Below are 13,190 nucleotides of genomic sequence, written 5' to 3'. Positions count from 1 at the left end.
GTCCGTGCGGGTTCGGTGATCAGTCCGGTTCGGTGACGAAGTCGATGAGGCGTTCCATCGCGCCGATCAGGGGGGACTCCAGGTCGCGGAAGGAGTCGACGGCGTTGTAGACGCGCCGCCAGCCGTCCTGGGGTGTGCCCCAGCCCAGCCGTCGGCACACGCCAATCTTCCAGTCCTCGCCGCGCGGGACCTCGGGCCAGGCCCGGATGCCGACCGCGTCCGGGCGCACGGCCTGCCAGACATCGATATAGGGATGACCGGTGACCAGCACGTGCGGGCCCAGGCCGGTGGTCAGCGAGGTCTCCTTGGACCCGGTCACCAGGTGGTCGACGAGAACGCCCACCCGGCGGCCGGGTCCGGGGCCGAAGTCGGTGAGCCGCTCGGCCAGATTGTCCAGGCCCTCGAGATGTTCCACGACCACCCCTTCCACCCGCAGGTCGTGCCCCCACACCCGCTCGACCAGGGCCGCGTCGTGCACGCCCTCCACCCAGATGCGGCTGGCCCGCGCCACCCGGGCCCGCAGCCCCTGCACCCGCGTCGAGCCGGATGCCGAGCGGGTCGGCTCGGCGGGCGCGGTGACCGTCGGCCGGACCAGGGTGACCGGCTGCCCGTCGATGAGAAAGGCCGCCTCCCGCAGCGCGAACAGCCGCACCGCGCCGTGCCGGTCCTCGAGCTTCACGAAATCGCCGTCGTAGGTGCGCTCGAAACCGACCACCGCGCCGCAGAATCCGCTCGCGGCGTCCTCGGCCACCACCTCCCGCTCCGCCACCACCTGCGGTATCGCGCGCTTCTGCTTCCTGCTATGCCCCGAAAATATATCCCCGTAGTCCCGCGTACTCACCCGGACGAAAATACCTGGCGGCCCGGGTTTCCCACCGGTCGCGACACGGCCCGGCGACGCGCGCAACACGACGGCAACACCCGGCACGAAAACCGGACACAGCGGGTACGGTGAGGTGGTGGCCGCAATCCTATGGCTGGTCGCGGGGGTTCTGCTCGCCGCAGCCGAAATGCTCACCGGCGACTTCACGCTGCTCATGCTCGGCGGGGCCGCCCTGGTGACGGCGGGCGTGGCCGGGGTGGCGCACACCTCGCTGGTCGTCGATGCCATCGTCTTCGGCATCTCGGCGCTGGCGCTGCTGTTCCTGATCCGGCCGATGCTGTTGCGGCGCTTCGCCGTTCCGCCGCCGACGGCCACGAACGTGCACGCCCTGCCCGGTAAGACCGCGAAGGTGCTCGAGACCGTCAACGAGGACACCGGCAGGGTGAAGATCGACGGCGAGGTGTGGAGCGCGCGGTCGTTCGATCCGTCCGAAGAGTACGCCGAGGGTGAGACCGTCTACGTCATGAAGATCGACGGCGCGCACGCCGTCGTGTGGAAGGGGCCGTGATGGCTGTACTGATAGTCGCCGTTGTCCTCGTCCTGTTGGTCGCGGTGGTGGTGTTCAAATCTATTGCGCTGGTGCCGCAGGCCGAGGCCGCGGTCATCGAGCGCCTGGGCCGGTACTCGCGCACCGTGTCCGGACAGCTCACCTTCCTGGTGCCGTTCGCCGACAGAGTCCGCGCCAAGGTGGACTTACGCGAGCGGGTGGTGTCCTTCCCGCCGCAGCCGGTGATCACGCAGGACAACCTGACCGTGCAGATCGACTCGGTGGTGTACTTCCAGGTCACCAGCCCGCAGGCCGCCGTGTACGAGATCAGCAACTACATCGCCGCGGTCGAGCAGCTGACCATCACCACGCTGCGCAACGTGGTCGGCGGCATGACCCTGGAGGAGACGCTGACCTCGCGCGACCAGATCAACTCCCAGCTGCGCGGCGTCCTCGACGAGGCCACCGGCCGCTGGGGCCTGCGCGTGTCGCGAGTCGAGCTCAAGGCCATCGATCCGCCGCCGTCGATCCAGGAATCGATGGAGAAGCAGATGAAGGCCGACCGCGAGAAGCGGGCCATGATCCTCACCGCCGAAGGTAATCGCGAGGCGCAGATCAAGACCGCCGAGGGCGCCAAGCAGGCGCAGATCCTCGCGGCCGAGGGCTCCAAGCAGTCGGCGATCCTGTCCGCGGAAGGTGAACGGCAGAGCCGCATCCTGCGCGCCCAGGGTGAACGCGCCGCCTCCTACCTGCAGGCGCAGGGCCAGGCGAAGGCGATCGAAAAGGTGTTCGCCGCCATCAAGTCCGGCAAGCCCACGCCGGAACTGCTGGCCTACCAGTACATGCAGACGCTGCCGCAGGTCGCCAAGGGCGACGCCAACAAGGTGTGGATGGTGCCCAGCGATTTCGGCAAGGCGCTCGAGGGTTTCGCCCGCAACTTCGGCACCCAGGGCGAGGACGGCGTATTCCGGTACGAGCCCTCCGACGACGGCGAGGGCGCGCCGCGCCCGGAGGACGACTCCGACGAGGTCGCCGACTGGTTCGACATCAAGACCGACCCGGCCGCCGAGCGCGCGGTGCGGGCCGCCGAGGCCGCCGCGGCCACGCCGGTCGAATCGCCGCTCACCGCGCCGGTGCGCAATCCGGCGCTCGGCGGCGGTGTTCCGAATCCGGCGCAGCCGCAGCCCTATCAGCAACCGCCGCAGCAGAACTACCAGCAACCGCCCCAGCGTTCGAGCGAGGTCGAGGGCAGGCCGTGGCGGCCACCGGAGTTCCCGGGCCGTTGACGGGCGGCATGACGTTTTCGGCGCATCTCGAGGACGTGGGTCGCCCGTGGGTCGAGCGGCAGCTCGCGCATCCGACGGTGGCCGGGATCGCCCGAGGTGACCTGGCGGAACCGGTGTTTCGGTCCTGGCTGGAACAGGACTACCTGTTCCTGCTCGACTACGTCCGCGTCTTCACCCGCCTGGCCTGGCAGGCGCCCGCGGCACACCTGGGCGATCTGGTGGATCTGGCGCACGCCACCTTGCACGACGAATTGTCGCTGCACCGATCGCTGGCCGCCGAGTTCGGGGCCGACCTCGACGGCGCGGTGAAAGGCGAACCGTGCGTGGCGTATACGAGCTTCCTGCTCGACTCGGCCGCCGCCTACGCCGACGGCCTGGCGGCCCTGTACCCGTGCATGTGGGGCTACTCCACCCTCGGCGCCATCCTGGCCGAGACCATGCCCGCGGAGCCGCGCTATCGCCGCTGGGTGCAGACCTACGCCGATCCCGGGTTCGCCGCCCTGACCCGCCGCTGCGCCCAGATGCTCGACGAGGCCACCACCGACCCCGGCCGGGCCGAGCGACTGTTCCTGGAGGGCATGCGCCACGAGCTGGCCTTCTGGGACGTCCCGAACTGAGCTTCGCCCTGGTGGGATCGTCGTGCGGTCGACGGGAATTCGGGCTCAGGCCGCCGCCGACTTCACCGCCCGGCCGATCTCACGCCGCAACGCGAGGAATTCCGACGATGCTCGCAGATCGTCGGGATCGACGCCGGTGCGCGGCAGTTCGACGGGGAGATCCAGCGCGACGCGGCCGGGCCGCTTGGTCAGGACCACCACGCGGGAGCCGAGCAGGGCCGCCTCGTCCGCGCTGTGCGTGACGAACACGCTGGTGCGGTCGGCCTCCGCGCTGACCCGGCGCAGATCGTCCTGCAACCGCTCGCGGGTGAGCGCGTCCAGCGCGGCGAACGGCTCGTCCAGCAGCAGCAGCGAGTTCCGCGCCGCCAGCGCGCGGGCAATGGCGACGCGCTGCTGCTGCCCGCCGGAGATCTCCCAGATCCGGCGATCGGCGGTGCCGTCCAGACCCACCCGGTGCAGGAGTTCCTCGCGCCGCTGCGCCCGCCGATCCCGCGGCACGCCAGCGTATTTCAGCGCCACGTCGATATTGCCGCCCACCGTCTTCCACGGGAACAGCCGGGGCTGCTGAAACACCATTCCCGCGCTGCCACCGGGAACCGGTGCCGCGCCGGAGATCTCGATCTCCCCTTCGGTGGCCGCCTCGAATCCGGCGATGAGCCGCAGCAGCGTGCTCTTCCCGCATCCGGAAGCGCCCACCAGGACCAGGAATTCGCCCGCGGGCACCTCGAGATCCACCGGGCCGAGCGCGGTGACGGCGTCGCCGCCGCGCCCGTAGCGGTGCGATACCCGGCGAATCCTGATGCCGCCCTTATCCGTCGAGCCCATTCGGCAATCCTTTGACATACACGGCATCCCGGAACGTCTGCTCCGGCGGCGCCGCATCGATCTGCTTCTGGTCGGCCAGGAATTCGGCCGCGCTGTGCAGGCTCACCGCGACATCGCCTGCGGCGCCGTCGGTTCCGAGCCATGCGGGGGAGACGAGCTGGTCCCTGGTGAGGAATACGCCCTGCCGCAACTGCCGGGCCGCGTCGTCGGTTCCGATACCGATCTCGGCGGCGACCGCCCGGCTCGCCTCGTCGGGGTGGTCGTGGATCGTGCGCAGCGCCCGCACCTCGGCGGTGCGCCAGGCCTCGATCACGTCCGGGTGCGTCCGCGCGAATTCCGTTGCCACCACGCCGAGATCGAGCGTCGGTTTGCCCGCGGTCGCCAGCCGGCGGCTGGTGATCAGATCCTTCCCCGTCTTGCGCAACTGGTCGAGCGTGGGCAGCCAGGTGTAGACCGCGTCGATATCGCCGCGCTCCCAGGCGGCCAGCGAGGTCTGCGGTTGCAGATCCACCAGCTTGACGTCGCCTGCGCTCAACCCGTTCTGCCGCAGCGCGGCGAGCAGGCTGTAGTGCGCGGTCGACGCGAACGCCGTCCCGATCCGCTTGCCGCGCAGGTCCGCGATCGTCTGGACGCCGGAGCCGTCGCGCGCCACCAGTGCCTCGTTGTCGCCCGCCACGTCCAGCACGAACGCGACCTGATACGGAATGTGCAGCGGGGCGGACAATCCGCGCGCCACCGGGCTGGACCCGATCGCGCCGATATCGATCTGCCGGGCGAGGAAGGCCGTGTTCACATCCGCGCCGGAGTCGAACTTGGTCCACCGGATGTTGTAGCCGGGCAGCGCGTTCTCCAGCCACCGATTGTGCTTGACGATCAGATCGCCGCTCGGAAACGTCTGGTACGCAAGGCGAATGGTGGGCCTGCCGGACGCGGCCCCCGAACGATCGATGGCGCAGCCCGCCACGAGCAGCGCGCCCGCCGCCAGCGCCGCCGCCCACCGCAGCGCGCGGGCCGGTGACAACGACCGGTATCTCATAGCTTTCCTCTCCACGGCACCGCGCGCCGCTCCACCGCGCGCAGCAGACCATCGATCACCAGACCGGAGATGCCGATCGTCGCGATGCCGACCAGCACCACGGGCGTGTTGTTGTAGTTGCTGGCGTCCTTCACCACGCCGCCGATCCCCGGCATCCCGTTGAACAGCTCCGCCGCGACCACCGACGAGTACGCCATGCCGACCGCCAGCCGGATTCCGGTGAACGTCTCCGGCAGCGCGGCGGGCACGATCACATCCCGAATCACCTGTGCGCGTGAGGCTCCCAGCGCGCGGGCGGCCTCGATCAGGGTGACCGGCGCGGCCATGACCGCGGTGGTGGTGGCGATGGCCGCGGCGGGCAGCGCCGCGAGCGCCAGCAGGCTGATCTTGGGCGCCTCGTCGATCCCGAGCCAGATCACCAGCAGGAAGAAATACGCCAGCGGCGGCAGCGTGCGCAGAAACGTCAGCCACGGCTCGAGGATGCTGCGCAACCAGCCGATCGTCCCCATCGCCACACCGAGCGCCACGCCCGCGGTCACGCCGATCACGATCCCGGCCAGGACCCGGCGCAATGTCATGTACAGGTGCTCCCACAGCAGATAGTCCTGATAGCCGCGGACCCCGTCGTGGGTGGTGGACAGGTCGACGGCCGCCCGCCACACCGCCATCGGATGCGGCACGAAGGTCTCGTTCCACAGACCGCTGGACGCGGCGAGCTGCCACAGGGCGACAAAGACGACAACCGACAGCAGCGGCAACAGGATTCGAGTTCCGCGCACGCGGAAACGGGGCGCGGCGGGGGCGCGCTCGTCGACGACACTGCCGGCGCCGTCGGCTGGCAGCGGCCAGTGGGTCGATGACATTTGCCCGATTCAACCGCCGGGTCCGGGTGACGGGAAGAGATGCGATCGCCGGGATTCGAATTCGATCAATACACTGTGAACGATGACCGACGAGACACCGGAGCAGGCCGCGGTCCGGCTGTTCGCGCGCGTCGCGGCGAGCGTGCCCGCGTATCGGAAGTTCCTGGGCGAGCACGGAATCGAGGCCGAATCCGTCACCACCTACGCCGATTTCCGGCGGCTGCCGCTGCTGGACAAGCCCGGGTATGTGCGGCGGTATCCGCTGCCGGAGCTGTGTCGCGACGGCCGCCTCGGCGAGGTGATCGCGCTGTCGTCGGGCTCGACCGGGGAGCCGACGCCGTGGCCGCGCGGCCGCGCCGACGAGCATGCCATCAGCGCCCGCTTCGAGCAGATCTTCCGCGACGGATTCGACGCGGGGGAGCGCAGCACCCTGGCCGTGGTGTGTTTCACCCTCGGCACCTGGGTCGGTGGCCTGTTCACGCTGGACTGTGTGCGGGAGCTGGCCGACCGGTATCCGATCACGGCGGTGGCCCCGGGCAACAACAAGGACGAGATCATGCGGGTCCTGACCCGGCTGGGGTCGCTGTTCGATCAGGTTGTGCTGCTCGGGTATCCGCCGTTTCTCAAGGATGTGATCGATAGCGGCCGGGCGGCGGGCTTCGACTGGGACCGGTATCGGGTCAAAATGGTGACCGCCGGTGAGGTGTTCAGCGAATCCTGGCGCACCCTCGTCGCCGAACGCGCGGGAATGAGCGATCCCGTGCGCGATATCGCCTCGCTGTACGGCACCGCGGACGCCGGTGTGCTCGGCAACGAGACGCCGCTGTCGGTGCGGATCCGGCGCTTCCTCGCCGACCGCCCGGACGCCGCCCGCGAACTATTCGGCTCCCCGCGCCTCCCGACCCTCGTCCAATACGACCCTTACCAGCGCTTTTTCGAAGAAGTCGACGGCACGCTGCTGTTCTCCGGCGACAGCGGAGTCCCGCTGATCCGCTACCACATCGCCGACGAGGGCGGCCTGATTCCGCACGACCGCATGCTCGAGTTCGTCGGACGGCACGGCCTGCGCCCGACCGCCACCACCCCCGAACTCCCCTTCGTCTACGTCTTCGGTCGCAGCCGCTTCACGATTTCCTTCTACGGCGCGAACATCTTCCCGGAGAACGTCTCCGTGGGTCTGGAACAGCCCACCGTCTGCGACGACGTCACCGGAAAATTCGTTCTCGAGTCGGTAGAGGACAGCGACCACAACCGCCTCCTGACCATCGATGTCGAACTGGCCCCGGGGCGTTCGGCCAGCCCGGACCTGGCCGAACGGGTGGCGGAGTCGATCCGGCGTGAATTGCTGCGGCTGAACAGCGAATTCGCGCATTATGTGCCGACTGAGCGCCAACGGCCGGTGATCCGGCTCCATCCGCACGCCGACCCTGAGCACTTTCCGGCCGGGGTCAAACACCGCTACACCCGCACCCCCTAACGGGCACCGGTCAGCGTTCGGACCATGCTCATGATGGTTTCGATCTGCTGGCCGCCGTGCTGGTCGTAGGAGGCGTCGCCGCCGTATCCCCACCAGTTCCAGCAGGCTTGCGGGTTGGAGGTGGTGAGGCTGGCCGTGGCCTGGGGGTACAGGACGATCATGTTGTTGGTGTCGGCGTACTCGTTGAGGTGGGCGTCGGCCGGGAACGCGGTGCCGATGGCGGCATTGTCGTAGTTCTGATTGCAGCCGTGCAGGGCGACCAGGAGGGTGCAACTGCCGGTGCGGCACGCCGTCGGCACATAGGCGAATCCGGTGCCGCCCATACTGATCGAGCTCGGATCGCCGCCCGGCGCATAGGGGCTCTGATCGAAACTGATCAGGGTCCCGGTGAGGTTCGTGGTCGCGGGCCGCACACTGCCGAGCAGCGTGCTCAGCATGGCATTCTCGGGGTCGTCGCCGCAGTTGTTCAGATACGGCGGCTGGGTGACCGAGCAGGCGTTGGGACCGAGCGGGGTCACCCAGGCGTGCCCGGCGGCCGAGGTGTTCGCATAGGTCACCGATGCGCCGAAGTCCCGGTAGAACCGGGCCAGATCATCGGTGACGGGCTGCTGCACCGTCGTATCGCTGGTGCCGTGGTAGATCCACACCTTGTGCCCGCCGAGGTTCTGTACCGAATCGATCGACCCGGAATCGGAGCGCTGGCGGGCGGTCTGCTCCAGGGCGGGCAGGTTGTCGGGCATGGCGGTATTCATGCACGCCAGCTGCGCGGTGGTCAGCTGCCCCTGCGCGCAGTGATACGGCCCGGCGGTGAAAATGCCTGCGCCGGAAAAGGTTCCGGAGTAGGCGACATGCAGCTGATCGGCCAGATAGCCGCCCGACGACACCCCGGCCGCATAGACCGCCCCGATGCTGTACCTACCCAGCGTCCCCGGCGTCGGAGTCGGAAGACCCGCTTGCGCAGGAACATTCATCAGCGATAAGGCGAAACCCGCGGCCAGCAGCGACAGGGTACGAAGGAACTTCACGGTGTATCTCCAGAGTGCGAAAGGCGAACTCGCCGGGCGGCATTGCCGACATTGTCCGTCGCTGTGACGAAGGTCACCAGGTGTGTGGACCCCATAGTGGTTGCGGCGCCTATGTATTCGGAACACATGGCCGGTCCCCACATCGGCTCCTACCGTTGTCCCATGGGTTGGGAAGTCTTCCTCGGCCTGCTGGAGCGCGAGGCCCCGGCGGCCGAATTCGACACACCGCTGATCCAGGCCCGCGCGGCCGGGGCGAGTGCGGCCGAACTCGCCGATCTGGAGGACGCGAAGGCCGCCGCCCTGCGCGTGCGCGCACTGCTGGAACGCCGCGCCCGCCGGGAGGCGGAGCTGGCCGCCCTCTTCGACACCGCGGGCGATCTGGCCGGTTTGCGCGATATCGACGCGGTGCTGCGCGCCATCGTGCACCGCGCCCGCCGCCTGCTGCACGCCGACGTCGCCTACCTGACCCTGCCCGACCCGGATCGCGGCGACACCTACATGCGCGTCACCGATGGTTCGGTGTCCCAGGCATTTCGGGGCTGCCGCCTGCCGCTCGGCGCGGGACTCGGCGGCCTGGTCGCGCAGACGGGAGCGCCGTATTGTTCCGCCGACTATTTCCACGATGATCGTTTCCGGCATACCGCCGATATCGATGCGGCCGTGAAAGACGAAGGGCTCGTGGCGATTCTGGGCGTACCGATGAAACTCGGCGACCGGGTCATCGGCGTATTGTTCGCCTCCCATCGCAGCGCCCGCCGCTATGCGCCCGAGGAAATAGCGCTGCTCGGTTCGCTGGCCGCGCACGCCACCATTGCCGTCGATTCCGCCCGCCTGCTCGCCGAAACCCGCACGGCGCTCACCGAATCGAGCGCCGCCAATGCCGGATTGCAGGCGCATTTCCGGACCGTCGAACGCGCCGCCGAGGCGCACGACCGGATGACCGATCTGGTGGTGCGCGGCGGCGGCATTGCCGATATCGCGGCGGTCGTCGTCGATATTCTCGGCGGCGCGCTGCGGGTCCTGGACGGTGACGGTCACGCCCTCGCCGATGTCGGCAGCATCCGGCTCGACGATGATCGCGGCGTCGGCGAAATCACCGCCACCGCACGGCGACTCGGCCGCACCGCGCGCCGCGACCGGCTGTGGGCCGCGCCCGGCGGCGCGGGCAGCGAACCGCTGTGCACGCTGGTCCTGGACTATCCGGGCGAACTGTCGGCCTCCGACCAGCGCATCCTGGAACGAGCCGCGCAGGTGACGGCGCTGCTGCTGTTGTTCCGTCGCAGCATCGCCGAGGCCGAGGGCCGGGTGCGCGGCGAATTCCTCGACGATCTGCTCGACGGCCGCGTCACCGCCCCGGACGTCCTGCACGCGCGCGCCGACACGCTCGGGCTGGACTTCGACCGCCCGCACGTGCTGGTCGTCGCCGACCACGACGGGCACCGCAGCCGCGCCACCCGCACCGCCGCCGCCCACGCCGTCGCCCGCCACGGCCTGGCCGCGGTCCGCGCCGACCACCTCGTCGTCCTGCTCCCCGGCGCCGACCCCACCGAGGCCGCCCGCGCCACCGCCGCCGAACTCGCGGCCGTCCTCGGTACGCCGATCACCGCCGCGGGCGCCGGGCCGATACGGCTACCGGACGGCGTGCCGCCCGGTCACCGCGAGGCCGAACGCTGCGTGCGCGTCCTGCACGCACTGGGCCGCCGCGGTGCCGTGGCCAGCGCCGCCGACCTGGGCTTCGTCGGCCTGCTCATCGGCGACTCCACCGACGTTCTCGCCTTCGTAGACCGCACCCTGGGCCCGATCACCGACTACGACGACCGCCGCGGCACCGCCCTGCTGTCCACCCTGCACGCCTACTTCGCCACCGGCGCCAGCCCCACCCGCACCGCCGACCAGCTGCACATCCACGTCAACACCGTCACCCAGCGCCTCGACCGAATCACCACCCTGCTGGGCCCCGACTGGCAGCAGCCGGACCGCGCCCTGGAACTTCACCTGGCCCTCCGCCTCCACCAATTGCGGACCACGGCCGTCTTCACCTCCTGACTACCGAAGCGGCGAATCCGCCCGCCCGATCTGCCCGTTCCGGCGCGACCCGGATCACTATTTCGAAGTGATCTATAGCACATCTCGAACAGATAACTACACTTTTGTTCTCCGATAAATCCCGGTAATGCGCTGCGCAAACTCAAACATCCTCACCCGATGGTCGAGACTTGGTTGAACGTTATCGCAACGTGATCTGCCGTGATTTGTTCGTTACCGTCTTCGGCGGCCCCCAAACGGGCTGAAACTCGGATCGCCGAACGCCGGTGACCCTGTCCCGCGATCCGAGTGCGACCCCGACATTCCTGGGGACAGGGACCCGCGCGAATTGCCGCGCCGGGCCGGTTGGGCGCAGGGAGGAAACCCTCTATGTCTCGCAACCGTAAGTTCAGCACTCGCGCTCTCGGACTGGCCGCCGTGGCCGGCGCTCTCGTCGCCGCCCCGATCGGCCTCGCCGCCACCGCTTCGGCCGAGGGTGGTCACAACTGGGATGCCGTCGCGCAGTGTGAGGCGAGCGGCAACTGGGGCGCCGACACCGGCAACGGATTCTACGGCGGCCTGCAGTTCACCCCCAGCACCTGGGCGGCCAACGGCGGTACGGGCAGCCCGTCCGGCGCCAGCCGCGCCGAGCAGATCCGCGTCGCGGAGAACGTGCTCGCCACCCAGGGTCCCGGCGCCTGGCCGGTCTGCGGCGCCTACCTGTAAGGCCCGCGCGCACTGAGCTCGATACGGCGGCCCCGCTCCCCATTGCCCGGGAGCGGGGCCGCCGCCGTTTTCGGTCCGTTCGGGCAATGACTCCACCAACTGGTTGGTGGGGTGGCATACTGGCTTCGATGAACATCGACTGGGTGCACGAGATCGCCGATCAGCTGGACTGGCATTGGCGGGAGCGGCTGCGGCCCCGGCTGGCCGGGCTGACCGACGAGGAATACTTCTGGGAACCGGCTCCCGGCTGCTGGACCGTCCGCCCGCGCCGCACCGACCGGGAGATGGGCGGCGGCCGGTTCACCGTCGACTATGCCCGTCCCGCACCGGTTCCCGCGCCGCTGACCACCATCGCCTGGCGCATGGCCCACCTCACCGTGCATGTGCTGGCCAAGCGCGCCGAACTGTACTTCGGCGGTTCGCCGATCGACTACGACACCCACGTCTATGCCGAAACCGCCACGGCCGCACTGGATCAGCTCGACGGCGCCTATGCCGCCTGGTCGGCCGGGATGCGCGCGGCGACCGCTGCCGACCTCGGTCGTCCCCGCGATTCGGATGTTCCCCCGTTCGCGGGCCGTCCGGTGGCGGCGGTGGTCCTGCACATCAATCGCGAGGTGTTCCACCACGGCGGCGAGATCGCCCTGCTGCGCGACCTGTATCTGCGGCGGCCCGCACTACGGTAGCGGCAGCCCGGCCGCGGCGCGCATGGCCGCTCGGCCGCGCTCGGCGGCGGATTCGTCTGCCAGCAGCTGGATTTCCTGATTGACCGCCATCGAGATCCCGACCAGCGTCGAGGCGACCTCGGCGGCGGGTCGCCGCGCCGTGGCTGTTTCCGCCTGTGCCGCAGTGATTTCGGCAATGAGCCGGGTGCGCCATGCGATGACCGCCTCGCCGATCGTGTCCCGCAACGGGCCGGGTCGACCGTCGAACTCGGCCGAGACGGCGGTGACGAAACACCCACCGGGGAACGGGCATTCGGCAAGGTAATCGATCCAGGCATCGATCAGTCGCGCCAATCGCGGTGCGCCGGGCGGCAAGTCGGCGAGCGGATCGACCACGGCCGCCCGGAAGATCTCACTTGCTCTCGCCAGTGCCGCCGCCTGAAGGTTCTCGCGAGATCCGAAGGGGCCGACCACCCCCGCCTTGCTCATGTGGAGCCGGTCGGCGAGCGATCCGATGGTCAGGCTGTCCAGCCCGATCCGGGAGGCATCCTCGACGGCGGCCCGCACTATGCGGTCCCGGGTGCGGGCGGCTTCGGCGAACGAGCTGCGTGGCGACACGAACCCATCATAACTTCCGTTCGTACGCTATCCTTTTGGCGAACGACCGTAAGTTATCGAAAGGATGCGCCGGTGAGCGAACTGCTCCGGCTCGATGCGGCGGCCCTGGCGCTGCTCGGCCACGACGTTGTCACCGTTTCCGACGCGGAGCTGTCCGCGCCGACCCCGTGCACCGGCTGGACCGTCGCGGACCTCATCGACCACATGAACCAGCGGCACGAGGCGGTCATCGCGACCGTGCTGGCGCCGCTGGACGACCATGCCGACAACCCGCGCGACGACTTCGCCCGCACCGCCGCCCGCTGGGTGGTCGCGATGGAGCAGGCCGGTGACCGGGTGACCCTGCCCGACCGCGGCCCGATCACCCGGGAACGCTTGCTGCCGATCCACTTCCTGGACATGCTCGTACACCGCTGGGACCTGTGCCGCGCGCTGTCTCGCCCCTATCCGGTCCCCGATCGCTTCCTCGCCGTCGCCCTGCCCACCGCCCGCGCCATTACCGGCCCGGGCAGCGAATTCCACGGCCCCGGCGGCGCCTACGAACTCCCGGTGGAGACGAATTCCGCACTACCCGTGATGGATTCGCTCGCCGCCCTGCTGGGCCGTGATCCGTCCTGGGAGCCGTCCCGGTCTTGACTCTGCCCCGCGGGACAGGGT

At 69.5% G+C, this 13,190-nt stretch carries 13 protein-coding genes and 1 pseudogene; 8 read left to right on the top strand and 6 right to left on the bottom strand.

All coding sequences use genetic code 11. The features are described 5' to 3' along the window. Positions 1-19: 19 nt before the first annotated feature. Positions 20-841: a DUF3097 domain-containing protein gene (locus HPY32_RS37430; RefSeq protein ID WP_067588482.1), complete on the bottom strand. Its 822-nt coding sequence runs from the start codon at positions 839-841 to the stop codon at positions 20-22. Positions 842-959: 118 nt separating this feature from the next. Between HPY32_RS37430 and HPY32_RS37425 the strand changes: the two genes are divergently transcribed. Genes HPY32_RS37425 through HPY32_RS37415 form a run of 3 tightly spaced genes read left to right on the top strand, consistent with a single transcriptional unit; the run spans position 960 to position 3,273 of the window. Continuing rightward, positions 960-1,391 carry an NfeD family protein gene (locus tag HPY32_RS37425; RefSeq protein WP_067595846.1) on the top strand — a complete coding sequence of 144 codons (432 nt, stop codon included), beginning with the start codon at positions 960-962 and terminating at the stop codon, positions 1,389-1,391. After that, positions 1,391-2,656, top strand: coding sequence for an SPFH domain-containing protein (locus HPY32_RS37420; RefSeq protein WP_067588484.1), 1,266 nt, complete (start codon positions 1,391-1,393; stop codon positions 2,654-2,656). The genes HPY32_RS37425 and HPY32_RS37420 overlap by 1 nt, the downstream gene beginning before the upstream one ends. A gap of 8 nt (positions 2,657-2,664) precedes the next feature. After that, a complete protein-coding gene (locus tag HPY32_RS37415; RefSeq protein ID WP_067595847.1) occupies positions 2,665-3,273 on the top strand; it encodes a TenA family protein in 609 nt (202 codons plus the stop codon). A gap of 45 nt (positions 3,274-3,318) precedes the next feature. Here the strand turns inward: HPY32_RS37415 and HPY32_RS37410 are convergent, their stop codons facing one another. The 3 genes from HPY32_RS37410 to HPY32_RS37400 are packed head-to-tail and all read right to left on the bottom strand — an operon-like array spanning position 3,319 to position 5,997. After that, entirely contained in the window at positions 3,319-4,098 is a 780-nt protein-coding gene (locus tag HPY32_RS37410) for an ABC transporter ATP-binding protein (RefSeq protein ID WP_067588486.1), read from the bottom strand. After that, complete coding sequence (locus HPY32_RS37405; RefSeq protein WP_067588488.1) at positions 4,082-5,134, bottom strand: taurine ABC transporter substrate-binding protein; 1,053 nt, start codon at positions 5,132-5,134, stop codon at positions 4,082-4,084. The genes HPY32_RS37410 and HPY32_RS37405 overlap by 17 nt, the downstream gene beginning before the upstream one ends. Then, positions 5,131-5,997 carry an ABC transporter permease gene (locus HPY32_RS37400; protein WP_067588490.1) on the bottom strand — a complete coding sequence of 289 codons (867 nt, stop codon included), beginning with the start codon at positions 5,995-5,997 and terminating at the stop codon, positions 5,131-5,133. The genes HPY32_RS37405 and HPY32_RS37400 overlap by 4 nt, the downstream gene beginning before the upstream one ends. Positions 5,998-6,079: 82 nt before the next feature. Between HPY32_RS37400 and HPY32_RS37395 the strand changes: the two genes are divergently transcribed. Next, a complete protein-coding gene (locus HPY32_RS37395) occupies positions 6,080-7,474 on the top strand; it encodes a phenylacetate--CoA ligase family protein (RefSeq protein WP_067588492.1) in 1,395 nt (464 codons plus the stop codon). Here HPY32_RS37395 and HPY32_RS37390 read toward each other — a convergent pair. Further along, a complete protein-coding gene (locus HPY32_RS37390; protein ID WP_067588494.1) occupies positions 7,471-8,499 on the bottom strand; it encodes an extracellular catalytic domain type 2 short-chain-length polyhydroxyalkanoate depolymerase in 1,029 nt (342 codons plus the stop codon). The genes HPY32_RS37395 and HPY32_RS37390 overlap by 4 nt on opposite strands. 162 nt (positions 8,500-8,661) lie before the next feature. Here HPY32_RS37390 and HPY32_RS37385 point away from each other — a divergent pair, with 162 nt between their 5' ends. From HPY32_RS37385 to HPY32_RS37375, 3 genes and pseudogenes are all read left to right on the top strand, one after another. Further along, entirely contained in the window at positions 8,662-10,545 is a 1,884-nt protein-coding gene (locus tag HPY32_RS37385; protein WP_067588496.1) for a helix-turn-helix domain-containing protein, read from the top strand. Between the two features lie 369 nt (positions 10,546-10,914). Further along, a pseudogene (locus HPY32_RS37380) lies at positions 10,915-11,247 on the top strand (transglycosylase family protein); the annotation flags it as partial. A gap of 131 nt (positions 11,248-11,378) precedes the next feature. Next, complete coding sequence (locus tag HPY32_RS37375) at positions 11,379-11,936, top strand: DinB family protein (protein WP_067588500.1); 558 nt, start codon at positions 11,379-11,381, stop codon at positions 11,934-11,936. On the opposite strand, the gene HPY32_RS37370 is transcribed toward HPY32_RS37375, so the two are convergent. Then, positions 11,928-12,533, bottom strand: a complete 606-nt coding sequence (locus HPY32_RS37370) for a TetR/AcrR family transcriptional regulator (protein WP_067588502.1) — start codon at positions 12,531-12,533, stop codon at positions 11,928-11,930. The genes HPY32_RS37375 and HPY32_RS37370 overlap by 9 nt on opposite strands. Positions 12,534-12,605: 72 nt before the next feature. Between HPY32_RS37370 and HPY32_RS37365 the strand changes: the two genes are divergently transcribed. Further along, positions 12,606-13,169 (top strand): maleylpyruvate isomerase family mycothiol-dependent enzyme, encoded by a 564-nt coding sequence (locus HPY32_RS37365; RefSeq protein ID WP_067588503.1) that lies wholly within the window; start codon positions 12,606-12,608, stop codon positions 13,167-13,169. Positions 13,170-13,190: the final 21 nt, after the last annotated feature.

Source organism: Nocardia terpenica (assembly GCF_013186535.1).
GTDB classification, from domain to species: Bacteria; Actinomycetota; Actinomycetes; order Mycobacteriales; family Mycobacteriaceae; genus Nocardia; species Nocardia terpenica.
This window is presented reverse-complemented; position numbering and strand designations above follow the sequence as displayed.

What these genes read in the sequence shown, in the direction of transcription:
- HPY32_RS37415 (WP_067595847.1), top strand. Translation starts at nt 2,665, where the DNA reads ATGACGTTTTCGGCGCATCTCGAGGACGTGGGTCGCCCGTGGGTCGAG.
- HPY32_RS37400 (WP_067588490.1), bottom strand. Translation starts at nt 5,997, where the DNA reads ATGTCATCGACCCACTGGCCGCTGCCAGCCGACGGCGCCGGCAGTGTC.
- HPY32_RS37410 (WP_067588486.1), bottom strand. Translation starts at nt 4,098, where the DNA reads ATGGGCTCGACGGATAAGGGCGGCATCAGGATTCGCCGGGTATCGCAC.
- HPY32_RS37375 (WP_067588500.1), top strand. Translation starts at nt 11,379, where the DNA reads ATGAACATCGACTGGGTGCACGAGATCGCCGATCAGCTGGACTGGCAT.
- HPY32_RS37395 (WP_067588492.1), top strand. Translation starts at nt 6,080, where the DNA reads ATGACCGACGAGACACCGGAGCAGGCCGCGGTCCGGCTGTTCGCGCGC.
- HPY32_RS37420 (WP_067588484.1), top strand. Translation starts at nt 1,391, where the DNA reads ATGGCTGTACTGATAGTCGCCGTTGTCCTCGTCCTGTTGGTCGCGGTG.
- HPY32_RS37385 (WP_067588496.1), top strand. Translation starts at nt 8,662, where the DNA reads ATGGGTTGGGAAGTCTTCCTCGGCCTGCTGGAGCGCGAGGCCCCGGCG.
- HPY32_RS37405 (WP_067588488.1), bottom strand. Translation starts at nt 5,134, where the DNA reads ATGAGATACCGGTCGTTGTCACCGGCCCGCGCGCTGCGGTGGGCGGCG.